Origin of the sequence: Flavobacterium sp. (assembly GCF_044339515.1) — a bacterium.
Taxonomy (GTDB): Bacteria; Bacteroidota; Bacteroidia; order Flavobacteriales; family Flavobacteriaceae; genus Flavobacterium.
Window position 1 is genome coordinate 17,035 of the sequence record NZ_JBIIVK010000006.1, and the last position, 23,751, is coordinate 40,785.

The 23,751-nt window shown below is 30.4% G+C and carries 23 protein-coding genes; 18 read left to right on the top strand and 5 right to left on the bottom strand.

Going from position 1 to position 23,751, the window contains the following annotated elements; translation table 11 throughout:
• The first annotated feature begins 3 nt into the window (after positions 1-3).
• From ACIQ0M_RS02545 to ACIQ0M_RS02605, 13 genes are all read left to right on the top strand, one after another.
• On the top strand, positions 4-978 hold the full coding sequence (locus tag ACIQ0M_RS02545; RefSeq protein WP_396149400.1) for a hypothetical protein: 975 nt from the start codon (positions 4-6) through the stop codon (positions 976-978).
• A gap of 3 nt (positions 979-981) precedes the next feature.
• Positions 982-1,839 (top strand): glucose-1-phosphate thymidylyltransferase RfbA, encoded by an 858-nt coding sequence (rfbA, locus tag ACIQ0M_RS02550; protein WP_396149402.1) that lies wholly within the window; start codon positions 982-984, stop codon positions 1,837-1,839.
• 86 nt (positions 1,840-1,925) lie between these two features.
• Positions 1,926-2,477, top strand: a complete 552-nt coding sequence (rfbC, locus tag ACIQ0M_RS02555) for a dTDP-4-dehydrorhamnose 3,5-epimerase (protein ID WP_396149404.1) — start codon at positions 1,926-1,928, stop codon at positions 2,475-2,477.
• Positions 2,471-3,325: a dTDP-4-dehydrorhamnose reductase gene (gene rfbD / locus ACIQ0M_RS02560; RefSeq protein WP_396149406.1), complete on the top strand. Its 855-nt coding sequence runs from the start codon at positions 2,471-2,473 to the stop codon at positions 3,323-3,325. Before rfbC ends, rfbD begins: the two co-directional genes overlap by 7 nt.
• Positions 3,322-4,431 carry an acetyl-CoA carboxylase biotin carboxylase subunit family protein gene (locus ACIQ0M_RS02565; protein WP_396149408.1) on the top strand — a complete coding sequence of 370 codons (1,110 nt, stop codon included), beginning with the start codon at positions 3,322-3,324 and terminating at the stop codon, positions 4,429-4,431. The genes rfbD and ACIQ0M_RS02565 overlap by 4 nt, the downstream gene beginning before the upstream one ends.
• Positions 4,428-5,354: a glycosyltransferase family 2 protein gene (locus tag ACIQ0M_RS02570; protein WP_396149410.1), complete on the top strand. Its 927-nt coding sequence runs from the start codon at positions 4,428-4,430 to the stop codon at positions 5,352-5,354. Before ACIQ0M_RS02565 ends, ACIQ0M_RS02570 begins: the two co-directional genes overlap by 4 nt.
• The gene (locus ACIQ0M_RS02575; protein ID WP_396149412.1) at positions 5,347-5,964 is read left to right on the top strand and encodes an acetyltransferase; all 618 of its coding nucleotides are present in this window, start codon (positions 5,347-5,349) and stop codon (positions 5,962-5,964) included. Before ACIQ0M_RS02570 ends, ACIQ0M_RS02575 begins: the two co-directional genes overlap by 8 nt.
• Position 5,965: 1 nt before the next feature.
• Positions 5,966-7,087, top strand: coding sequence for a dTDP-4-amino-4,6-dideoxygalactose transaminase (gene rffA / locus ACIQ0M_RS02580; protein ID WP_396149414.1), 1,122 nt, complete (start codon positions 5,966-5,968; stop codon positions 7,085-7,087).
• A gap of 3 nt (positions 7,088-7,090) precedes the next feature.
• Positions 7,091-8,947, top strand: coding sequence for a phospholipid carrier-dependent glycosyltransferase (locus ACIQ0M_RS02585; protein ID WP_396149416.1), 1,857 nt, complete (start codon positions 7,091-7,093; stop codon positions 8,945-8,947).
• A 73-nt stretch (positions 8,948-9,020) separates the two neighbouring features.
• Positions 9,021-9,563, top strand: a complete 543-nt coding sequence (locus ACIQ0M_RS02590; protein WP_396149418.1) for a hypothetical protein — start codon at positions 9,021-9,023, stop codon at positions 9,561-9,563.
• An 82-nt stretch (positions 9,564-9,645) separates the two neighbouring features.
• Positions 9,646-10,461, top strand: coding sequence for an FkbM family methyltransferase (locus ACIQ0M_RS02595; protein ID WP_396149420.1), 816 nt, complete (start codon positions 9,646-9,648; stop codon positions 10,459-10,461).
• A 10-nt stretch (positions 10,462-10,471) separates the two neighbouring features.
• Positions 10,472-11,740 carry an oligosaccharide flippase family protein gene (locus tag ACIQ0M_RS02600; protein ID WP_396149422.1) on the top strand — a complete coding sequence of 423 codons (1,269 nt, stop codon included), beginning with the start codon at positions 10,472-10,474 and terminating at the stop codon, positions 11,738-11,740.
• Entirely contained in the window at positions 11,737-12,987 is a 1,251-nt protein-coding gene (locus ACIQ0M_RS02605; protein WP_396149424.1) for a hypothetical protein, read from the top strand. Before ACIQ0M_RS02600 ends, ACIQ0M_RS02605 begins: the two co-directional genes overlap by 4 nt.
• Here the strand turns inward: ACIQ0M_RS02605 and ACIQ0M_RS02610 are convergent.
• Together ACIQ0M_RS02610 and wecB (ACIQ0M_RS02615) are read right to left on the bottom strand one after the other, a co-directional pair.
• Positions 12,965-13,462 carry a UDP-N-acetylglucosamine 2-epimerase gene (locus tag ACIQ0M_RS02610; protein ID WP_396149426.1) on the bottom strand — a complete coding sequence of 166 codons (498 nt, stop codon included), beginning with the start codon at positions 13,460-13,462 and terminating at the stop codon, positions 12,965-12,967. The genes ACIQ0M_RS02605 and ACIQ0M_RS02610 overlap by 23 nt on opposite strands.
• Positions 13,419-14,084 carry a non-hydrolyzing UDP-N-acetylglucosamine 2-epimerase gene (gene wecB / locus ACIQ0M_RS02615; RefSeq protein ID WP_396149427.1) on the bottom strand — a complete coding sequence of 222 codons (666 nt, stop codon included), beginning with the start codon at positions 14,082-14,084 and terminating at the stop codon, positions 13,419-13,421. The genes ACIQ0M_RS02610 and wecB (ACIQ0M_RS02615) overlap by 44 nt, the downstream gene beginning before the upstream one ends.
• Positions 14,085-14,155: 71 nt before the next feature.
• On the opposite strand from wecB (ACIQ0M_RS02615), the gene ACIQ0M_RS02620 reads away from it, so the two are divergent.
• The 5 genes from ACIQ0M_RS02620 (at position 14,156) to ACIQ0M_RS02640 (ending at position 20,071) form a co-directional block, all read left to right on the top strand.
• The gene (locus ACIQ0M_RS02620) at positions 14,156-15,259 is read left to right on the top strand and encodes a glycosyltransferase family 4 protein (RefSeq protein WP_396149429.1); all 1,104 of its coding nucleotides are present in this window, start codon (positions 14,156-14,158) and stop codon (positions 15,257-15,259) included.
• Between the two features lie 71 nt (positions 15,260-15,330).
• Positions 15,331-16,437, top strand: a complete 1,107-nt coding sequence (locus tag ACIQ0M_RS02625; protein ID WP_396149431.1) for a DUF1972 domain-containing protein — start codon at positions 15,331-15,333, stop codon at positions 16,435-16,437.
• Positions 16,379-17,713 carry an O-antigen ligase family protein gene (locus ACIQ0M_RS02630; RefSeq protein ID WP_396149433.1) on the top strand — a complete coding sequence of 445 codons (1,335 nt, stop codon included), beginning with the start codon at positions 16,379-16,381 and terminating at the stop codon, positions 17,711-17,713. The genes ACIQ0M_RS02625 and ACIQ0M_RS02630 overlap by 59 nt, the downstream gene beginning before the upstream one ends.
• A gap of 3 nt (positions 17,714-17,716) precedes the next feature.
• On the top strand, positions 17,717-18,700 hold the full coding sequence (locus ACIQ0M_RS02635; RefSeq protein WP_396149435.1) for a UDP-glucuronic acid decarboxylase family protein: 984 nt from the start codon (positions 17,717-17,719) through the stop codon (positions 18,698-18,700).
• 3 nt (positions 18,701-18,703) lie between these two features.
• Entirely contained in the window at positions 18,704-20,071 is a 1,368-nt protein-coding gene (locus ACIQ0M_RS02640; protein ID WP_396149437.1) for an undecaprenyl-phosphate glucose phosphotransferase, read from the top strand.
• Here ACIQ0M_RS02640 and ACIQ0M_RS02645 read toward each other — a convergent pair.
• The 3 genes from ACIQ0M_RS02645 to ACIQ0M_RS02655 are packed head-to-tail and all read right to left on the bottom strand — an operon-like array spanning position 20,068 to position 23,656.
• Positions 20,068-21,252 carry a glycosyltransferase family 4 protein gene (locus ACIQ0M_RS02645; protein ID WP_396149439.1) on the bottom strand — a complete coding sequence of 395 codons (1,185 nt, stop codon included), beginning with the start codon at positions 21,250-21,252 and terminating at the stop codon, positions 20,068-20,070. The two genes, ACIQ0M_RS02640 and ACIQ0M_RS02645, sit on opposite strands and share 4 nt — an antisense overlap.
• Entirely contained in the window at positions 21,252-22,337 is a 1,086-nt protein-coding gene (gene wecB, locus ACIQ0M_RS02650) for a non-hydrolyzing UDP-N-acetylglucosamine 2-epimerase (RefSeq protein WP_396149441.1), read from the bottom strand. Before wecB (ACIQ0M_RS02650) ends, ACIQ0M_RS02645 begins: the two co-directional genes overlap by 1 nt.
• Positions 22,334-23,656, bottom strand: a complete 1,323-nt coding sequence (locus ACIQ0M_RS02655) for a phenylacetate--CoA ligase family protein (protein WP_396149443.1) — start codon at positions 23,654-23,656, stop codon at positions 22,334-22,336. The genes wecB (ACIQ0M_RS02650) and ACIQ0M_RS02655 overlap by 4 nt, the downstream gene beginning before the upstream one ends.
• Positions 23,657-23,751: the final 95 nt, after the last annotated feature.

Genomic DNA, 23,751 nt, shown 5'->3' on the forward strand with positions numbered 1-23,751 from the left:
ATTATGAGCTCAAACTCTCCACAAAATATTGATAATCAAGAATTGGACTTAGGACAATTAGGACAAAAAATTAATGGAATGTACGAAGGTTTTCTAAGTAGAATTTTCAGATTCATTTTATTTTTGAAAAGAAATATTATTATCATTTCGGTGTTATTCATTTCCGGCATAGCTATAGGTTTTTTACTTGATAAAAAAGTTAGAACCTATAATCATCAAATGATTATCATGCCCAATTTTGGTAGCACTGATTACGTTTATGCTCAAATTAATTTATTACAATCAAAAATCAACGAAAATGATACTATATTTTTAAATAAAATAGGGATTAAGGAGTCAAAAAGATTATCCAAAATAAAAATTGAACCTATTATTGATGTTTATCGTTTTGTGGATAATAAAACAGAAAATTTTGATTTGTTAAAATTAATGGCAGAAGATGGTAATATTGATAAAATTATTGAAAACAAAGTCACCAGCAAAAACTATCCTTACCATACTTTATCATTTTCAACTTCTAAGTTAACTTCGAATGATAAAACTGTAGAACCGATTTTGTCTTTTTTAAATGATTCTGATTATTTTAAAGAAATTCAAAAAGAATACATGAATAATATTCAACTAAAAATGAAAGAAAATGATTCCATTATTACCCAAATCAATGGGGTTTTGAATCAGTTTAAAAATAAGATGAGTTCAAACCAAGGGGATAAATTAGTTTACTTTAATGAAAATACTCAGTTAAATGATATTATAAAAACAAAAGATCTTTTGGTTAGAGAGCAAGGTAGTTTGCGAATTGATTTAGTTAATTTAACCAAAATTGTTCGCGATATAAGTGTGATAACAAACGAAAAAGATACTAAAGGTACAAGTGGTAGATTAAAGCTTGTTTTACCATTTTTATTAGTGTTTTTATTTCTAGTAATACATGCTTGGATTCGTTTTTACAAAGCACAATCAATAAAAAACAACTAATTTATGAAAGGAATCATTCTAGCCGGAGGTTCAGGAACGCGTTTACATCCGTTAACTTTGGCAGTAAGTAAGCAGTTAATGCCAATTTATGACAAACCAATGATTTATTATCCATTGTCTACATTGATGTGGGCCGGAATAAATGAAATTCTAATTATTTCTACTCCGCATGATTTACCATTATTTCGTCAACTTTTAGGAGATGGAAGCAAGTTGGGATGCCGATTCGAATATGCCGTTCAAGAGCATCCAAATGGATTGGCCGAAGCTTTTATTATTGGAAAAGAATTTGTTGGAAACGATAAAGTAGCTTTAATTTTAGGTGATAATATTTTCTATGGAACCGGTTTAGCCGAATTACTTCAGGCTAATAATAATCCGGATGGTGGAATCATTTATGCTTACCATGTTCATGACCCGGAACGATATGGTGTTGTAGATTTTGATATAAACGGAAATGTTTTATCTATAGAAGAAAAGCCAAGTCAGCCTAAATCAAATTATGCAGTTCCCGGAATTTATTTTTATGATAATTCTGTGTTGAAAATAGCTGCAAATATAAAACCAAGTCATCGAGGTGAATTGGAAATAACCGATGTAAACAAAGAATATTTAAATCGTGGGAATTTACAAGTTAGTATTCTTGATAGAGGAACTGCTTGGTTAGACACTGGAACTTTTCAATCGCTTATGCAAGCCGGACAATTTGTTCAGGTTATTGAAGAACGTCAAGGTTTAAAAATTGGGGCAATTGAAGAAGTTGCTTACAGAATGGGTTTTATCGATGCCAATCAATTAAAAAAAATAGCTGAACCGCTTTTAAAAAGTGGTTATGGAACACATTTGATGAGCTTAATTTAAGATTTTAATTTAATCTAATTGATTTGAACACGGATTTAGAATCTGTGTTTAAGATAAAAGTTTTACTTTATTTAATGTAAGCCAAGATGAAATTTACAGAAACCAAACTACAAGGATGTTTTATTTTAGAACCGAATGTCATTCATGACGAAAGAGGTTATTTTATGGAAAGTTTTAATGAACGAACTTTTCAAAATGCCTTAGAACAAGCGGTACATTTTGTTCAAGATAATCAATCGGTTTCATCCCGAGGTGTTTTAAGAGGATTACATTATCAGACCGGCGAATTTGCTCAGGCAAAATTGGTTCGAGTCATCCAAGGAGAAGTTTTAGATGTTGCCGTTGATATCAGACCCGGTTCTGCAACCTTTGGACAATACGAAGCAGTGGTTTTATCTGCTGAAAATCAAAAACAGTTTTTTGTGCCAAGAGGATTTGCTCATGGATTTTTGGTGTTAAGTGAAACGGCTACTTTCTTTTATAAATGTGATAATTTCTATAATAAAGAATCAGAAGGAGGCATTATTTTCAATGATGATTCCATTGGAATAGATTGGAATTTTGAAGCCGAAAATCTGATTATTTCAGAAAAAGACACCCAATTACCCACTTTAGCAAACGCCAAAAAAGCATGGTAATTTTAGTAACCGGAGCCAACGGACAAGTAGGTCAAAGTTTGCAATTTATTGCACCTAATTATCCGGATATTCAATTTGTTTTTTGTGATTCGAAAGTGTTAGATCTAACAAATTTGAATAATATATATCATGTCTTTGAACAATACAAACCAAACTATTGCATTAATGTGGCGGCATACACTGCAGTTGACAAAGCTGAAAGTGAGCCGGAAGAAGCTCATTTAATCAATGTAAATGGAGCAAAAAATTTAGCTGAGATTTGCAAAGAATTCAAAACTGTTTTACTTCACATTTCTACAGATTTTGTGTTTGACGGAACTAAAAAAACACCTTATACAGAAGATGATATTCCAAATCCAACCGGTGTTTATGGTCAAACAAAACTTGACGGAGAAAGAGCTATTCAGAAAATCTGGGATAAACATTTCATCATCCGAACATCTTGGGTGTATTCACAATTTGGAAACAATTTTATGAAAACAATGCTCCGTTTGGCTTCTGAAAGAGATAAATTATCAGTCGTAAACGATCAAATCGGAACCCCAACAAATGCTGTCGATTTAGCAGAAGTGTTGATTAAAATTATTCTTAAAACTCGCAACTTGCAACCCGTAACTCGTAACTTTGGAACCTACAATTTCTCCAACGAAGGCCAATGCAGTTGGTATGATTTTGCTAAGAAAATATTTGAATGTAATCAAATCAATATTAATTTAGAACCCATTCCAACAACAAGCTTTCCAACACTTGCAAAACGTCCGGCTTATAGTGTTTTGGATAAAACGAAGATTAAAAACGCTTTTGGAGTTGAGGTAAAGTATTGGGAAACTAGTTTGAAAAGAGTTTGAAAAAATTAGCAATCATAGGAGCAAGTTATCTTCAACTTCCATTAGTAGAAAAAGCTAAACAAATGGGAATTGAAACGCATTGTTTTGCTTGGCCGGAAGGTGCAATATGTAAAGAAATTGCAGATTATTTTTATCCCATTTCAATTTTAGAAAAAGAAGAAATTTTAAAAAAATGTATAGAAATTAATGTTAACGGAATTACAACAATTGCTACAGACATGGCGGTGCCAACGATTTGTTATGTTGCAGAAAAAATGAATTTAATTTCAAATAGTTTTCATTCATCATTAGTTTCTACAAACAAATGGGAAATGAGAAAGGCTTTTGAAAAAGGAAATTGTTCTATTCCAAAATTTATCGAGGCCACAGACAGCAAAGTTACAATTGAGGGATTTAAATTTCCTCTTATTGTAAAACCATTAGACAGATCGGGAAGCAGAGGCGTAACAAAGGTAATGTTGAAAGATGAATTGCCTAGAGCAATAAATTATGCTATAAACGAATCTTTTTGTAAAAAAGCCATTGTTGAAGAATTTATAGAAGGAGAAGAAGTTAGCGTAGAAACCATTTCAATCAATGGAGAGCACACTATTTTAGCAATTACAGACAAAATTACAACAGGACCACCACATTTTGTAGAATTAGCACATCATCAACCTTCTAGTTTATCAAAAGAAATACAAGAAAAACTAAAAACAGAAACTATTTCATGTTTAAATGCATTAGACATTAATTTTGGAGCAGGACATTCTGAATTTAAGATTACATCAAAAGGAGAAGTTTACATTATTGAAGTTGGAGCAAGAATGGGTGGTGATTTTATAGGCTCTCATTTAGTTCAATTATCTACAGGATACGATTTTTTAGAAGGTGTAATAACTATTGCTTTAGGAAAATTTGAAAGACCAATTTTAAAAAACAAAGCCTTTTCGGGTGTTTATTTTTTATGTAATGAAACAAAGCAAATTTTACCTTATTTTAGTCAACAAAACGAATTTGATATTCAAAAAGAAATTCAGAACACAACCTTGCAAAATATTACAAATAGCAATGAAAGGTCAGGTTATTTAATCTATAAAGCGAACAAAAAAATTGAATTAATATGAAAATATCAGTAGTAACAACACTTTATAAGTCAAAACCTTTTTTAGAAACATTTCTAGAAGAGATGTTGTTCACTATTGAAAAAATTAAAATTCATGATTTTGAACTAATATTTGTAAACGATGGTTCTCCAGATGATTCTGTCGCGTATTTATTAGAAAGAAAAAAAGAAATTTCACAAATAAAAATTATAGATTTATCCAGAAATTTTGGACATCATTATGCAATTCAGGCAGGATTGAATTATGCATCAGGTGACTATATTTTTTTGATTGATAATGATTTAGAAACACCTCCAAGTGTTTTAATCGAATATTATCATGAAATTAAAAATAACAGTACTTTAGATGTTGTTTATGGTTATCAAGAAGCAAGAAAAGGAAATTTTATTGAGAAAAAAACAGGAAATCTATTTTGGATTTTAATCAATAAATTATCTGACACAAAAATACCACATAATATCCTTACAGAAAGATTAATGACCAAGCAATATGTAAATGAATTACTGCGTTTGCAAGATGCAAATTTGTTTATGGGAGGAATGTTTTATTGGGTTGGATTTAATCAAAAAGGGATTCCCGTAAAAAAAGGATTTAGAGAAGGAGCAAGCACCTATACATTAAAAAAAAGAGCCGAATTGATGTTACAAGCAATAACTTCATTTTCCGGAAAACCATTAGAATGGCTGTTTTATATTGGTGTATCAATTTCTTTTTTTAGTTTTCTTTTTTTAATGTATTTGGCTTTTCAAAAGATAGTTCATCAAGACGAAGTACAATTAGGTTGGACATCAATTGTTGCAATTAATGTTTTAATTTTAGGAATTATTTCAACTTTTCTAGGCTTAATAGGTATTTATATTTTCAAAATATTTAAACAAGTACAAGGAAGACCAAATGCCATAATTAAGAAAATATATGAATAAAGTTTTAGCAATTTTAGGGGCAGGAGAACTTGGAAAACAGATTGCAAACTTTGCTTTAAAAGACAATCATTACAGCAAAGTCTGTTTTTATGATGATTTTAATGTTGGAGAGGAAATTAATGGAAACACAAGCGATTTAATTTCTGATTTTAATAACAAACTTTTTGACGAAATTATAATTGGCATTGGATATAATCATTTAAAAGCAAGAGAAGAAAAATATTTATCATTAAAAAATAAAGTAAAATTCGGAAAAATAATTCATTCAACATCTTGGGTTGATGAATCAGCTATTATTGAAGAAGGGTGTGTTATTTATCCGAAATGTGTGATTGATAAAAAAGTAATTATCAAACACAACACACTACTCAATTTGAATTGCACTATTGCACATGATACAGTTATAGGATCGAGTTGTTTTCTAGCTCCATCTGTTTCAATAGCAGGTTTTTGCTCAATTGAAAGAGAATGTTTTATAGGTATTAACACGTCTATCAAAGAACGTATCGGCATTGTAAGTCAAACTACAATAGGAGCAGGAACGGTAGTAGTGAAAAACATAATTAAAAAAGGACTATACTTAGGTAATCCGGCAAAATTTATAAAATAAAATGATTCCATTTAATAAACCTTATTTATCAGGAAAAGAAACAGTGTATATTTCAGACGCAGTTGCTTCGGGAAAAATATCTGGAAACGGAAAGTATACTCAAAAATGCCAAGCATTTTTTGAAAATAATTTTGGTTTCAAAAAAGCATTGCTAACAACATCTTGCACAGATGCTTTAGAAATGGCTGCAATCTTGATTAATTTAAAAGAAGGAGATGAGGTAATTATGCCTTCATATACTTTTGTTTCTACTGCAAATGCTTTTGTACTTCGAGGAGCAAAAATTGTTTTTGCAGATAGTAGAAAAGATCATCCCAATATTGATGAAACCAAAATAGAAGCTTTAATCACGTCCAAAACCAAAGCAATTGTACCCGTTCATTATGCAGGCATTGCTTGTGAAATGGACGTAATTATGACTTTGGCAAAAAAATATAATCTTTTTGTAATTGAAGATGCAGCTCAGGCAATCGATAGTTTTTTTACCGGGAAAGATGGAATAAAAAGAGCATTAGGATCTTTTGGTCATTTGGCGGCTTTTTCTTTTCATGAAACAAAAAATATTATTTCAGGAGAAGGTGGAATGTTGGCCATTAATGATGAACAATTTATAGAACGAGCCGAAATTATTTGGGAAAAAGGAACCAATCGATCTTCTTTTTTTAGAGGAGAAGTAGACAAATATGGTTGGGTAGATATCGGAAGTTCCTTTCTTCCTTCAGAAATTATTGCGGCTTTTTTATGGGCTCAATTGGAGAATCTAGATCAAATTCAAAACCGAAGAAAGGAAATTTGGGAGAACTACAATTCTAAACTAAAAGATTGGGCTGATAAAAATGAAATTCAACTGCCAAAAGTTCCAAGTTATGCTACGAATAATGCACACATGTTTTATTTAGTTTGTAAGAATTTGGAGCAGCGTTCGGCACTAATCGAGCACCTTAAAAAGAATCAAATCTTAGCTGTTTTTCATTACATTAGTTTGCATGAGAGTCCTTTTTATAAAAAAATGTATGACGGAGAAGCACTCACGGAAGCAGACAGATTTACAGACACATTAGTGCGATTGCCACTTTTTTATGAGTTGGATTCAAATTTTATAATAGAAAATTTAGTAAAGTAGAATATGAAATATTTAAATGTCTTAAAAGAAAATATATTTTTAATTGGAATAGTCTTAATTGCTAGTTTTCTTAGACTTTATAAACTTGATTTTCAAAGTCCTTGGCTTGATGAACTTAGTACTATTTTGGTATCGGACCCTGATTTAACATATAGGAGAACAAATGAATTAATTATGGCAAGAGAAGGTTTTCCACACTTGTATTTTTTAGCCTTAAAATCTCTTAGTCAAGTTTTTGGGCATACAATTTTTGTTTTGAGATTCTTTTCTGTTTTTTTCGGGTCTCTTTCGATTTATATTATGTATTTGTTTGTGAAAGAATTAGTAAATAAGAATGCCGCTTACGTTTCCGCCATACTTTTAACCGTGAATTTTTTTCATATTTACCACTCGAGAGAAGCAAGAGCTTATTCATTACTAGTTTTTTTTATTATTTTGGCGAGTTATAGATTATTGAAGTTTGTAAAAAACATAAATCTAAAAAATGCAATTTTATTCGGTATAACAGCGGGATTAATCCCAAATGCACATCCCATTGGACTATTAAATATTTTGATAATTTATTTAACATTATTATTTGTGATTTTTTATGAGAAGGACCTCAAACAAAGATTTCAAATTTTTAAAATGTCATTTTTAGCCGGTATTATTACTGTTCTTACTATATTACCAGCATATCCTGTTATATCAAAAGTGTCCGAAATAAAATCGTTTTGGATTCCTGATGCAAGTTTTGAAATAATTCTACAAGCTTTTGTTGAACTATTAGGAGGATCATTATTGATCTCCTACACTTATTTTATTGCTGTTCTACTCTTCATTATACTCCTAGTGTATAAGATTACTAAGAATAAAGAAAACCAAAAAATGAATTCCATACTTTTGGTTCTATCATCAGTTTGGTTAATTGTAAATGTAGGTGTAATTGTAGCAAAATCGTATTTGGATGTTTCAATAATTTTGAACCGGTATTTTATTGGCACCTTACCTTTGTTTGTTCTAGTATTGGCTTATTTGATAGCATCAATAAAGAATAAACTAATACAAATTATAATAGTAATTCTGTTATCAACATATTCATTGTACTTTTTGTTTATTTATAAATCATATTATACCGAAATTTCAAAAACGGAATTTATGAAAATTACTAAAGAAATAAGTGACAATAATAGAAATGGTGACAAAATATATTCAGCCTATGGTTTTGTTATCAATACGATGTTTAAAAACACAAATTCTTATAATTTAGTTACTGAAATGACTTTTGAAAATTATGTAAAAGGTCTTCGGTCCAACGCCATAAATAAAGAATCATTTTGGTATGTAGATGGTAATTTTAGGCCATACAATTTAAGTAAAGATGATGAACTTTACTTGGCACAAAACTTTGAACTTGATTTTGATCTAAATAATTATTATGATACTTGGGCAAAGCATTATAAATTAAAAAAACAACAAACCAAAGTTGAGAATAGATTTGATGAATATAATTTGTACTTGAATGAGTTTAAGCCTTCAATACAAGATGAGGTTGGGAATTTATACATTTTTGAAAATGGGACAGTTACATCAGAGGAAGTTTTTTTTGAAAAAGGGAACTATGAACTTATTCTAAAAGCTAATAGTCTACCTGAAAAGCAAATTAACAACCAAAACGCTCATATTTCAATAAAAATCTCAAACAGCGAATTGATAAATTATTACTTAAGTGAGAAAAAATCTGAGTCAGAGAAGATCATTCCATTTGAAATTGATGAAAGTCAAAAAACAAGCATTTCTATCAGTTTTGACAATGACATTGCGATTGATAATTTAGACAGAAATGTTGTAATATATAAAGTGCTTTTAAGAAAAAGGTAAGTAAATTAGAAATTTAAATTTTTAATTAAAATTTTTTTATAATTTTGCTAAAAAAACATTAATAATATATCAAATGAAAAAAAGATTTTTAGTAAGTATATCGCTATTTTTGGTTATTGTTTCTTCATGTAAAGATGAAAAAAAAACAGAAGAAAAAGCGGAGCCAGTTAAGGAAAATTTCAGTGTAGAATTAGATGTTGTAGTGAAAAAGAATGACGACTTTACTGTTTATTATACTGAAACTGGTACTAATGAATTTGATGGAACAAAAGCAGTTTGGGGTGGAGTTTCAGGAGGAAATATTGATGAAAAAGTGTTAATTGAGTTACCAGAAGAAATTGTTCCAACAAATATTAGGGTAGATTTTGGTATTAAGCCAGAAAGAGAAGATGTAGTTTTGAAAAAAATCACGTTAATATTTCATGGAAAGCGTTTTGAAATTAAAGGTTCTGATTTTTTGAACTATTTCATAGTTAATGATAAGGTTCCTACAGAGACAGACGGTGCACTTGGAACAATTAAGTTTTTAAAAACTCCAGAAAATAAAGAAGGAACCTATTTTTACCCGAGACAAGAATTATTGGATAAGATTGCTGAATTAACAGGAGCTAAATAATTTGCAATTAAATAATAAAAAAAGTGAACAAAACTTGTTCACTTTTTTTATTACAGACAAGTCATAAATAATATAGAATTTCATGCGTAGACTCAAAATCCTTTTCTTTTGGATTTTTGTAAATAAAAACAATGTTAGTTTTAAAGAACTCCTTCAGTTTTTAACAAAGCAAAAAATCAATACCATTGCAAAAAAACATATCAAAGCCATTCATTTGAATGAAGAATATGAAGTATCCTTTAAGGCATTTTCGCACAAACTTTTTTGGCCTAAAAACTTTACGGTAAACAGACTCGATCAAGTAGTTGCCGAAACGTTTGACCCAAACGATTGGCATTTTTATCAAAAAGATAAAACCAAAATTGAAAAAGGAGAAATTCTTTTAGATATAGGAACTGCCGAAGGTTTATTTCCCTTAATCGTAATTGATGAGTGCAATCACATTTATATGGTGGAGCCTAGCACCACATTTAATAAATGTTTAAATAAAACTTTTTCAAATCACCTGGAAAAAGTGACCATTTTTAACACAGCCATTGGTAACGAAGACGGTATGATTACTTTTAACGAAGACTCTTTAGATGGTATGGTTTCAGAAAATAATTCAGACGACTGTGTCCAAATGAGTATTCATAAGGTCGATACATTGTTTAAAAACGGAGAAAAAATCACATACCTAAAAGCAGATATTGAAGGTTTTGAAGCAGAAATGCTTAAAGGTGCTGAGCAAACCATCAAAAGAAATAAACCAAAAATAGCCATAACAACCTATCATACACAAAACGATCCTAACGAAATAATTTCCTTGATAAAAGGTTTTGTGCCTGAGTATAATTACTACGTTAAAGGAATATATGAAAAAACCCCAAAACCGGTTATGATTCATTTCTGGATTTAAAGCTTAAATGATGAATTTAAACTTCCTGCTAAAATCTTTTAAAAGTAAAACGAAACAAAATTTTATAATTTATGGGCTAGGTCAAGCTTTTAATTTGATAAGCCCACTTATTATAGCCCCCTATGTTGTTTTGGTTTGTAAAGAAGACGGATTTGGAAAAGTAGGTTTAGGTTTTGCATTAGCCCTGTTTTTAATTTTAATTGTTGACTATGCTTTTGATATAAAAGGAACCAAGGAAGTTGCAGAAAATAGAGAGAATAAACAAGAACTCGAATTAATTTTAAGCAAAACACTTTTTACAAAATTTATTTTGTTTCTAATCGCTTTACTACTGGCCTTTGTTGTCATAGAGTTCATACCTTTTTTTAATTCCGAAAAAACTCTTTTCCTTTTAAGTCTTACGGTTGTTTTTGCACAAGTTTTTAGTATGAACTGGTTTTTGCAGGGTATTGAAAATTTCAGACTTTTCAGCATCATCAACATTTGTTCTAAAGTAATCTATGTCATTTTGGTTTTTTGGTTTGTTAACTCTAGTGAAGACTATATTTATGTGAACTTCTTCTTGGGAATAAGTACTCTTTTTTTTAATTTATCAGGTTTGCTTTTTATAAAAAAAAAATATTCATATAAAATCACAATTCCAAACTTTGAAGATGTAAAATCGATTCTAAAAAGTGATTTTTTCTTTTGCATTTCTCAGCTTTTTTTATCTGTCAGACAATTATCACCTTTATTGTTAATAGGTGTTTTTTTGGGTTATGGTTCTGCGGGATTATACAAAGTTATGGAACAAATTATAACTTTAGTGAGGACGTTTGTTCAGGTTTTTTTAAAGTTTTTTTTCCCAAAACTTTGTTACATCGTAAAATATAATCATCAAGACGGTTTAGCATTTTGGAGAAAATACAGCTTTATAAACTCAGCTTTAATAACTTCTTTCCTCATTATTGTTCTAGTTTTTTCTAAACAGGTTTTAACTTTTTTTAATATTTCTGAAGAACTTATTAAGCCTTTAAATTCTATTTTTAGATTTTCTTTGCTTGTTTCTTTTTTAATATCAATGTCTTTGCCTTTAGAACAGTTAATGTTCGTTTTTAATAAAAATAAAGATTATATTAAAATTACAATTGCTATAACGATAATTAACGTAGTTTTGATACTTACAGTTATTGATAAATTTGAATTATTCGGAATTATAGCAACCTTAATTCTTTCGGAAATTCTTTTCATTTTTTTTTATCTCAAAAGCTCATTATTAAAAATAAAATATAAAGCATGAAGTTGTCGATATCTAAAAACATTTTATATCAAATAATTTTTGCTTTATGCATTGCCGTTCCCTATTTAAACAACTATGAGCTTACGTTTCTAGTTTGGACAGCAACAATGATTATAACATTACGCAAATCTTACAGCAAGCAATTATTAATTCAAGTTAGCTTATTTACATTAATTTTAGGATTTGCTTTTTTTAGTAGCTTTTTTCATGATTTTTATAATTATGACTTTATTAGAGACATTACCTATTTAGCCAAACCCATAATAGGATTATTAATTGGATATCAACTTTGCAGAAATAGCCTAAAAAATCCTTTACAAACAGTTATTTATACGGGTGTTTTATTAGCTTTAATTCACTTATTCATTGTTTTTTATGGAATCGTTTTTGTGGGTTTTAGAAACATACATCAAATTAGAGGTTATGCCGGATTTTTTAGTGATTTTGAAATTTATGTGATTATTTTAATACTCTTTAGTGACAAATTTGGATTGGAAATCGCACGAAACAAAAAGATTTTCTTTCTATCTGTTTTAGTCCTATCTGCTGCCTTTTATTTATCCAGAACAAATTTTATCCAGTTTGGAATTTTATTCTTGGCAATGAAAGGTTATTTTGTGCCGAATAGAAAAAATACAACCATCTTATTTTCTTTAGTACTCGCCGGTTTAGTAGCTTATTCGGCAATTCTTTATTACAATCCAAAACGAAATGGAAAAGGAATTGAAGCTTTTCTATACAAAGTAAAAATTGCTCCAACAGAACCTTTTAAAACTAAAATTAACACCGAAGACTATAAAGATTTTAACGACAATTATCGCTCAGTAGAAAACATCAACACCTATCGACAGATGGAAAGAGATGGCTTTTTTACTGTTTTGTTTGGAAAAGGTCTTGGTTCTAGAGTCGATTTAAACAAAGATGTTTGGCTAGATAATACTTTGTTAAGACATATTTCTATACTTCACAATGGTTTTATGACTGTTTATTTAAAGTCGGGTATAGTAGGAGTTTTTCTATTATTGTTCACGATTTTTCTTTTGTTTAGAAAACAAGCGACATCAAATCCAGAATTAACGAGTTTGAATTATTTGATTACTGGAACAGCCATATTCCTATTTATCTCTTATTGGGTTTTTATGGGTTTCTATTTTAAAGCAGATACAAAAGCTATTTTAGTAGGATTACTATTTGCACTTTCAGAGAGAATCGCCTCCAAAAAGTCTACTCAAAAGATTTTAGAATAGTTTTAATTTGACTACTGGTTGTCCCGTCACCATATGGATTTGAAGCCGATGCAATTTTTGAATAATAATTCTCATCGTCAAGCAATTTAAATGTTTCAGAACAAATTTTATCATAATTTGAACCAACTAAAACAGCAGTTCCGGTTTCTACACCCTCTGTTCGTTCGGTTACTTTTCGCAAAACCAAAACCGGTTTTCCTAAACTTGGGGCTTCTTCTTGAATTCCTCCTGAATCTGTTAAAATCAAATTACTTTTACTCATCATCCAAATTAGTTCGGGATAATCTAAAGGTGAAATAAGTTTGATGTTTGAATCAATTAACCATTTATGAGCATATTCTTTGACATTAGGATTTAAGTGAACAGGATAAACAATTTCAATACTTTCTTTTTTTTGCTTTGCAATAGTTGAAATCGCTCGGCATATTTCCTCAAATGGTTTTCCAAAATTTTCTCGTCTGTGACAAGTAACCAAAATAATTTTTTTTTGAAAAATCAATATTTTTAAATTTTTCAAACATCGTTTGTTCATCTGTTGAATTAATCTTTTTCAAACCAATTATCAACGCATCAATAACAGTGTTTCCTACAACAAAAACATTTTCTTTAATTCCTTCCTTGCTTAAATTTTGTTGTGCGTTTTTTGTTGGACAAAAATGAGCAAAAGAAAGTTTTGAGGTCAAAACACGGTTCATTTCCTCCGGAAAAGGAGAATACATATCGTCACTTCTTAACCCGGCTTCTATGTGAATGACTTTAATTTTTTGATAAAATGCCGCTAAGGATGTTGCTAAAACAGTGGTAGTATCGCCTTGAACAAATACAAAGTCAAACGATTCTTTCAATAAAATTTCTTCTGTAATTCTTGAAACTAAACGAGCCGTTAACTCATGTAAAGACTGGTTTGGTTTCATTATATCAAGATCATAATCAACACGTATTTCAAAAAAATTCAAAACTTGATCAAGCATTTCACGATGTTGAGCAGTAACAGCGATTTTGACATTAAAATGGTTGTCTTCGGAAATTTTTTTTATTAATGGAGCCATTTTTATAGCTTCTGGTCTAGTTCCGAAAACAAATAGAACCTTTTTCATTGATTAAAGTAAAGTTATTGAAATGTAAAACTAGTAATAAAAACTATATTTGCAAGGTATAAAATGCCAATATGAAAGTTTTATTTCAAACCAGAACAAATTTATTTGACGCACCGGGCGGGGATATGGTTCAAATGTTAAAAACAAAAGAATTTCTTGAAAAGAAAGGTGTGCATATTGATATTTCTCTTGAATTGGAGCCTAATCTTGATAATTATGATTTAGTTCATTTATTCAACTTAATGGAACCGCAGGATATTTATATTCAAATGCTTAATGCAAAAAAGCAGCATAAAAAGATAGTGCTTTCTACAATTTACGGACTTTACACTGAATTTGAAAGAAAAGCAAGAGGCGGACTATTTCAAAAATTAGCCAATTATTTATCTCCTTACCAAATTGCATTTATAAAAAATTTGGTTAAACATTATAAAGAAAAACGAATGCATAAAGGAGTTTATAAAATGATTTTTAAGGGATATTATGGATTGATGAAAGAAATCGTTGACAACACAAGTGTCTTTTTACCCAATTCTCATTCAGAAATGAACAGAGTTATTACAGATTTTAAGTTAAAGAATCCAATTTATGTTAGTATTCCCAACGCAATTGATAAATCTGTTTTTTCAAGTAATGATTTTAATTTAGAAAATAATCCGTTTTTGAAATACAAAGATTGTATTCTATGTGCAGCTAGAATTGAAGGAAGAAAATCTACCTTAAATCTTGTAAGAGCAATAAAAAACACCAACTATAAACTTGTTTTAGTAGGAAATGAATCAAAGAATCAGAAAAAGTACGTAGCTCAAGTGCGAAAAGAAGCGGGTGATAATGTTTTTTTTTTAGGAGCTGTACCTCATGAAGAATTACGACAATTGTATGAAGTTTCAAGAGTTCATGCCCTTATAAGTTGGATGGAAACTCCTGGTTTGTCGTCAATTGAAGCAGCAGCAATGGGGAAAAACATTGTTGTAACATACAAAGGTGATACATATGATTACTTTAAAGATTATGCTTTTTACTGTGAGCCCGATGATGTACAATCAATACGAAAAGCTATTGACAAAGCATTTCAATCTCCTGTAAATCCAAATTTAAGAAAAAGAATGCTAGAAAATTATACATGGGAGCAGACAGCAATAGAGACTTTAAAAGCGTATGCGTTAGCTAAATAAAAATATCTCCTTAAATATATTATCGTAGTTAAAATCAAAAAACTATTTTTGCAAAGACTTAAAGCAGGATAATGAAAATAGCCATACTCGGAACCCGAGGCATACCAAACTATTACGGAGGATTTGAACAATTTGCAGAATTTTTTTCAGTCTATCTGGTTCAAAACGGGCATGAAGTATATTGTTATAATTCACATAATCATAAATTTCAAGAAAAAAGCTTTCATGGTGTAAACATTATTCACCAACATGATCCGGAATATAAATACGGTACTTTTGGTCAGTTTATTTATGATTACAATTGCATTATCGATTCCCGAAAAAGAGATTTTGACATCATTTTACAATTAGGTTACACAAGCAATTCAGTTTGGTTTTTTCTACTTCCCAAAAAGCCAATTATCATTACCAATATGGATGGTATCGAATGGAAACGTTCCAAATACAGCCGACCTGTGCAACAATTTCTTCGCTTTGCAGAACGCTTGGCAGCCATTAGTAGCGATTATTTGGTTTCTGATTCATTAGGTATTCAAACTTTTTTAAAGAAAAGATATAAAAAAGACTCCAGTTATATCGCTTATGGAGCTCATCCGTTTACCAATCCTAATGAAACTATTTTAGAACAGTATCAAGTTGAAAAGGAAAACTTCAACATGATTATGGCTCGGTTTGAACCCGAAAATAACCTTCAAATGGTGCTGGATGGTGTGGTAAAAAGTAATGATTCAACCCCAATTCTAGTTGTAGGAAATCACAACACCAAATACGGAGATTACCTAAAAAACAGATACCAAAACAGCACTTCCATACGTTTTATGGGAGCCATATATAACTTGGAACACCTGAATAACCTTCGTTATTTTTCAAAACTTTATTTCCACGGTCATTCTGTGGGAGGCACAAACCCATCATTGTTGGAAGCCATGGCGTCCAAAGCATTGATTATAGCCCACAACAATGATTTCAACAAAGGAATTATCAAACAGAACGGTTATTATTTTACTAATGCAGAGGAGGTAAAAAATTTACTGCTCACTATCAAAAAAAATGATAACTTGCAATTCATTCAAAACAACTTTGAGGCCATTGTAAACGAATTTAATTGGGATAAAATAAATGGAGAATACCTTAACCTTTTTGAGCAATGTATGGCAAGATCTAAAGCAGGAAAATAAACAACATTTTTCATTTATTCCTTTTTTGCTTCTACTTTGTACAATTCCAATGCCATATGGAGTTAATAATGTTCTACTAGGTGTTTTTCTTCTGTCAGTATTATTTAAGATTAAAGAGGTCAAGTTTAATTTTCAATATACCCTTTTTCTGCTTATTGCTCTTTTTTTATTGATGGTAGTTTCCTATTTCTGGAGTATTGACACAAAAGCTACACTCAAAGCCATTCCGAAAGAGATTGGGTTAGTAATTATTCCAATCTGTTTTATGATAATGAAACCGTTTTCAAAGGAACAGCGGCAAAAAATTATAAAATATTACAGCTATGCGATGGTAATTTATGTTGTTTTTTACTTAGTAAAAGCCATCTTTAGGTTCCTATCGAATGGAGATTCAAATGTGTTTTTTTATCATGAATTAGTTACAAAAGAAGTAAATGCAATTCATGTTTCAGTGTATGTTTCCATTGCCTTTTTTTACTTTTTTACAAAAGAAATCAAATCTAAACTAGAAGTAAGCATTACTTTATTACTTATTATATTTCTCTTTCTTTTATCTTCCAAAAACATCATTATAGTCTTTATACTCTTAGTATTAATAGAGTTTTTCTTTTTTTCAAAAAGCGGACACAAGATGCGTATGCGAAATCTTATCGTTGTGGGCTTAGTCGTTAGTTCATTTTTATTTGTTGGAAAAATTAAAGACAGATTTAAAGCAGAATTTCAATCTAATACAGAAAAAAGTATTAGTCATACAGTGTTGGATCTTGATAAAAGTTTAGACGGTATAAATGTATTGAGTATCAAAGAAGCGTGGACAAACGAAAAATTCACTCCAAACGATTTTTTCCCTGGAACCGCTTTTCGGGTTTACCAAGCAAGGATTTTTGTAGAACTCTTTCAGGAAGAAAATGTTTTTTGGAAAGGTTACGGACTTAATGCATCATATAAAAAATTAGAAGAAAAAGCCATCAAATACGATGTATTTAGAGGAAATGAGAGTCAAGAAGGTTATCAAACCAAAAACTTTCACAATCAATACATTCAGAATTTTGCAGAGCTTGGCGTCTTTGGTTTTTTGATTTTAATGGTATTATTGACTTTAAACTTAAAAAAAGCAACAAAAAACAAAGATTTTATACAAATTGCTTTTGCAGTTCTGATGATAAGTTTATTTTTGACAGAATCTTTTTTGTGGAGACAACGGGGTGTGATGTTTTTCAGCTTGCTCTATTGTCTTTTTAATGCAAGAGATTTTTTAGCCCCTAATAAAAATTAAATTATGAAAAGGATTTTAATAACAGGTGCAGCCGGTTTTCTGGGCTCGCATCTATGTGACAGATTTATTGCAGAGGGATATTATGTTATCGGAATGGATAATTTAATAACCGGAGATTTAAAAAATATTCAGCACTTATTCAAAGAGCAGAATTTTGAATTTTATCACCACGATGTAACCAAATTCGTTTTTGTACCCGGAAAGTTAGATTACATACTGCATTTTGCATCACCGGCAAGTCCAATTGATTATTTAAAAATTCCTATTCAAACTTTAAAAGTTGGTTCCTTAGGTACTCATAATTTACTTGGATTGGCAAGAGTAAAAAGAGCAAGAATTTTAATTGCCTCTACTTCTGAGGTTTATGGTGATCCGCTCGTTCACCCTCAAACGGAAGAATATTATGGAAACGTTAATACAATTGGACCAAGAGGTGTATATGACGAAGCCAAACGTTTTCAAGAGTCAATAACCATGGCCTACCACACTTTTCATGGTTTAGAAACGAGAATAGTTCGTATTTTTAACACCTATGGGCCACGTATGCGATTAAATGATGGTCGCGTAATTCCCGCATTTATTGGTCAAGCTTTACGAGGAGAAGATTTAACTATTTTTGGCGATGGAATGCAAACCCGCTCCTTTTGCTATGTAGATGATCAAGTAGAAGGCATTTACAGATTGCTTTTGTCAGATTATAATTTGCCTGTAAACATAGGAAATCCCGATGAAATCACCATTAAAGATTTTGCAGAAGAAATTATAAAACTAACAGGCACAAAACAAAAAGTAGTTTATCATCCTTTGCCAATAAATGATCCGTTGCAACGTCAACCTGATATTACCAAAGCAAAAGAAATATTAGGTTGGGAACCAAAAGTTTCAAGAGAAGAAGGCATGAAAATCACATACGATTACTTTAAAACGCTTTCTACAGATGAACTTTTAAAAGAAGAACACAAAGACTTCTTAGGATTCATTCATTAAAAAATGGTAGCAGCTCAAAAAGGAAGGTATTCTAAATACATCAGGCCGATAAGTGTTTTATTAGACTTGTTGGTTGTTGTTTTCCTATCTTTACTTTTCTTTGATGAACTTCATGTAGATTTTTTTCTTTTTGAACCGTATTTAATAATTACGTGGTTATTAATTTCATTTTTTGTAGGTTTTTACGAAGTGTATCGGTTTACAACTCCTGTAGAAATACTGTCTAAAATTCTCAAGCAATTTCTTGTTTTTTGTTTGGTAGTTATCGCTTATTTTCCCTTTGCTAAAGAATCTATTTTTAGCGGAAAAGCCATTGCAATTTTTATGACGATTAGCTTTATTCTCGTTATTTTAATCAAGTATTTACTTTTCTATTATCTAAAAAAATATAGAATTATTACAGGGAGTAATTACCGGAACGCTATCATTATTGGACATACACAAGAAGCTAAAAACTTAAAAGAGCTTTTTGAAAAAAGAAACGATTACGGATACCGGTTTTTTGGTTATTTTTCAGATAAAAAAACAAACGAAGAAGTAAAAGGTAAAGTAGCCGACATCAAAAATTATGTAATTGAAAATAAAATTGATGAAATATATTGTTCGCTGAACGAAATAACAAATGAACAATTAAAGGATTTAGTTGAATTTGCAGACGAAAACAACAAAACAATTAAGTTTATTCCTGATACGAAGCAGATTTTTTCTAAAAATCTAAAAATTGATTATTACGAAATGTTTCCGGTTCTTTCGTTGCAACGAACCTTATTGCACGAACCAACCACCAAAGCATTTAAAAGAGTATTTGATATCTTATTTTCGCTTTTTGTTATTGTTTTTTTACTTTCTTGGCTAATGCCTCTTTTAGCTATTCTGATTAAATTAGAATCAAAAGGACCAGTTTTCTTTAAGCAAGGAAGACCTGGTTTAGACGAAGAAGAATTTTTTTGTTACAAGTTTCGTTCAATGCAAATTAATCAAACAACGGAAAGAGAAGCATCTAAAAATGATCCTCGAGTAACTAAGATAGGTCGATTTTTGAGAAAAACCAGCCTTGACGAAATGCCACAATTTTTTAATGTTTTGGTTGGTGATATGTCAGTGGTTGGACCACGACCGCACCTTTGGTCACAAAATAAAGCGTATGGTAATAAAGTAAAAAAATACATGGTTCGTCATTATGTAAAACCAGGAATAACCGGATTAGCTCAAGTGAAAGGATTTAGAGGGGAAATTGAAACCGACGAAGACATGATCAACCGAATCAAATTTGATGTTTTTTATATTGAAAACTGGTCTTTTGTTTTAGATATAAAAATTATTTTTCAAACAGTATTTAATATCTTTAAAGGAGAAGAGAAAGCTTACTAAAACACATTTTTTGAAAGTAATTCTGCAATTTGATTGTCTAAATTAAATAATTTTTCTGCCTTTTGAAACAGTTGATATTTTGAATTTTTTAATTCTTCCTTACTAAGTTTGGCAATTTCATTAAGTTCGTAATTTAAAGAAACATAATCACCAACCGGAGCAATCCAACCCAATTTATTTTCTCTTACAATATTCTCTCCTTCACCGCCGCCAAAATATAATACCGGAAAACCTAACGAGCCATACTCGAAAATTTTAGAAGGAACAGATCCGTAAATTCTTGTTTTTAATGGAACTAAAGCAATGTCAAACGTTTTAAGTTCATTGAGCAATTGTTTTCTTTCCATCATACCATGAAAAAAGATTTTTTTCCTTGAGTGATTTTGAAGATAATCTTCAAGTTGTTTTTTTTCTGCTCCATCACCAAAAATGTGGAGTTCAATGTTAAGACTCTCTAAATTAACTTGCTTACACAATTCAAAAACACCCTGAGCGACTCCTAAAAGGCCGGCATAAAAAATTTTAATTGGCTCATCTAACGTTGTTGTTAAACCAAACTCAGCTGTTTTATGGTCGGGAAAGTTGCGGTATAAATAGCAATTTTTAGTCGGCGAGATTGTCTTTACATGAGCAATAATTTCGTTGGATTGACCTAAAATCAAAGAGGCTTTTTTGTATATAAATCGCTCTAAAAAACATGAAACTTTGTGTGACAAAGAATTTGTTTTTATCGCTCCCAATTCAATCGCCGCCAAAGGCCATAAATCAGAAACATTGAGAATTATTTTTTTAGATTTAAGAGAAAGTGTGAAAACAGAAATAAATGAAAGCAACAAAGGAGGCGATTGAACAATGACTTTATTGGGCGTTTTTTTAAACAATAAAAAGAAAAAAAGACTCAAAGAAAATGATAAAATAGAAAAAATACGTAGGATAAAATTTTTACTATTACTCGGATAAATCCACAATCGTTTTACTGTGATTTCCTGAAGTACTTCAGTTACTGAAAATTTACCTTTGTATTCAGGAAAAAGCTCACCTTTTGGATAATTTGCTAACGGACAAACAACAGTAACTTTATACTTGTTTTGCTTTAATTTTAACGCCAATTGCTCAATTCGATTGGCAGCGGCCCCTTTTTCCGGCGGATAATAATTGGATATAATCAGAATATCTTCCATCACTTTTTCAAAAGAATTTCAACAATACGTTCAGAGGCTTTTCCGTCCCATAATTCAGGGATTCCGGATTCTTTTTGACCCGTTTTAATAAAGTGACTATATTCTTTTCGAAGGTTTTCAATTGACGTTCCCACCAACGTATTGGTTCCAATGGACTGTGTTTCAGGTCTTTCTGTATTATTACGCATGGTAAAACAAGGAATTTTTAAAACCGTAGTTTCTTCAGAAATCCCGCCACTATCAGTAATCACCGCAAAACTATTTTTAATTAAAAACATAAAATTTAAATACCCTTGAGGTTCAACTAATAGAATATTCTTTAAGTCTAATGCATTGTCTGCTAATATTGTTTTTGTTCTTGGGTGGATGGGAAAAATTATTTTTTTACCATGAACCATTTCATCAATTCCTTTTAACATTTCAATCAAAGATTTTGCTTCATCAACATTGGAAGGACGATGCAGTGTGAGAACAACATAATTGTTTTGTTCTAATTGATAATCATCCCAAAAAACAGGAGCAGAAATTCGATTTAAATTTTGATACAAAGTGTCAATCATCACATTGCCTACAAAATGAATGTTTTCAAGATTAGCTCCGTACATTTTTAAATTTTCGGATGCTGTATTTGATGTTGTAAAAAAATAATCGGTAATGCTATCGGTCACAATTCTGTTAATTTCCTCCGGCATCGTCATGTCTCCCGAACGAATTCCGGCTTCCACGTGACAAACTTTTATATTCATTTTTTTGGCTACAATCGCACAAGCCATGGTTGAATTAACATCGCCAACAACCAAAACCAAGTCACTCGGATTTTGAATTAATTCTTGTTCAAAAGCAACCATAATCGCAGCAGTTTGAACAGCTTGGGATCCGCTTTTTACCTCTAAATTTGCATCAGGTTTTGGAATATTTAGTTCTTCAAAAAAAGTATCGCTTAAATTTTTATCATAATGCTGACCGGTGTGAACTAAACGAAAAGATACATTCTTTCCTTCTGATTTGTTTTTTTCAATTGCTCTAATAATAGGTGCAATTTTAATGAAATTGGGTCTGGCACCGGCTATAATTGTTATTTTCATTTTTCATTTTTTAAAAGACTCTGAAACTGTTTTAACTTTCCACTTTTACTTCTTTCTAATTTATCTTTTCTTGTAAAAATTATCTTTAAACCACTTTCAAGATATAATAACATCTCTTTTTCAATTTTTTTAATTTGTTGAACTGTGAGCTCTGTTTGACTGATATATTCGATTTCAAAAGTATTCGATTTAATTTGCTTTACAACAAATTCTTTAATGTTACCATTGTCTTCTATTATGCTTTTTGTGACATAATAAAAAGTCAATCCCGGAGATTTCTTTCCGCTGGGTAAGATAGCAATATCATTTGTTCGACCAATTAATTTTTTTAATATTTGTTTTTTTGGAGTGCTGGATTCATCTATTACACCAATATCTCCGATTTCATAACGAATGAATGGATGAGCCTTATTATAAAGGGAGCTAATTATAATTTTTCCTTCTTGCCCAAACGGAAGAGGTCTATTGTTGTCATCAACTATTTCAACAAATATTGTTTCTGTATTGATAACCCATTCCCCTTTAGGATTTTGAAAGGCTATTATATCTAACTCTGAAGCACCATATTCATTTATAATTGGAATTCCAAATTGTTCTTGCATCAACTTTTTATCTTCCTCAAAAAGCATTTCTGATGTGACCACACAACACTGAAGTGTAGGACAAATATTTTTTAAAATTATCTTTTTTGATGCAAGAAATTTTGCAAATAAAACAATGGAACTTGTATAACCATTAATATATAAAAATTTCTTTTTTTGGAATTTCATTAAATTTTTTTCAAACACTTTATCCGACAAATCGAAAATACTAAAACGATAGCGACGACTTAATATGTCCTTAATTCTCTCTTTAGTGTTTCCAAAAAAATCAAGTGGAATTCCATAAAATCGAGCTTGATAAGAGGTGTTAAAATCTATCCCATACCAGCCAAATCGATAGATTATTGATGCCCATGTTAACGCATGGGCTTCTTTGTCTTTTGCAAAAATAAACGGATCACCACTGGAACCGGAAGTCTTGTTCACAAAAACTGATTTTTCATTGTAACCTTCAGAAAGCCTCTCTTTCAGGGGTTTTTGCAAATCTTTTTTTGTTAAAATGGGTAATTCTTCCCATGAATTAAATTCTACTCCTTTGTTTAGTTCCTTGTAATACTGACTGTTTTTTAAATGAAATTCAACAATTTCTTTTTTTTTTGCTTCAATATATTTACCATAATCTTCCTCCGGAATTTTTAAAATCTTTTCAAATTCAATCTTAGCCTTCTCTATCGGAAAACCGCTCAATTTTAAAGAAATATCAAACAAATTAAACATGAACTCAAAATTTATTCAAAAATATAAAACCATATTCTACAAACGAACATGTTGTCCTTTTTTTTTAATAGAAAACAAAGTATTTTTGCCACACA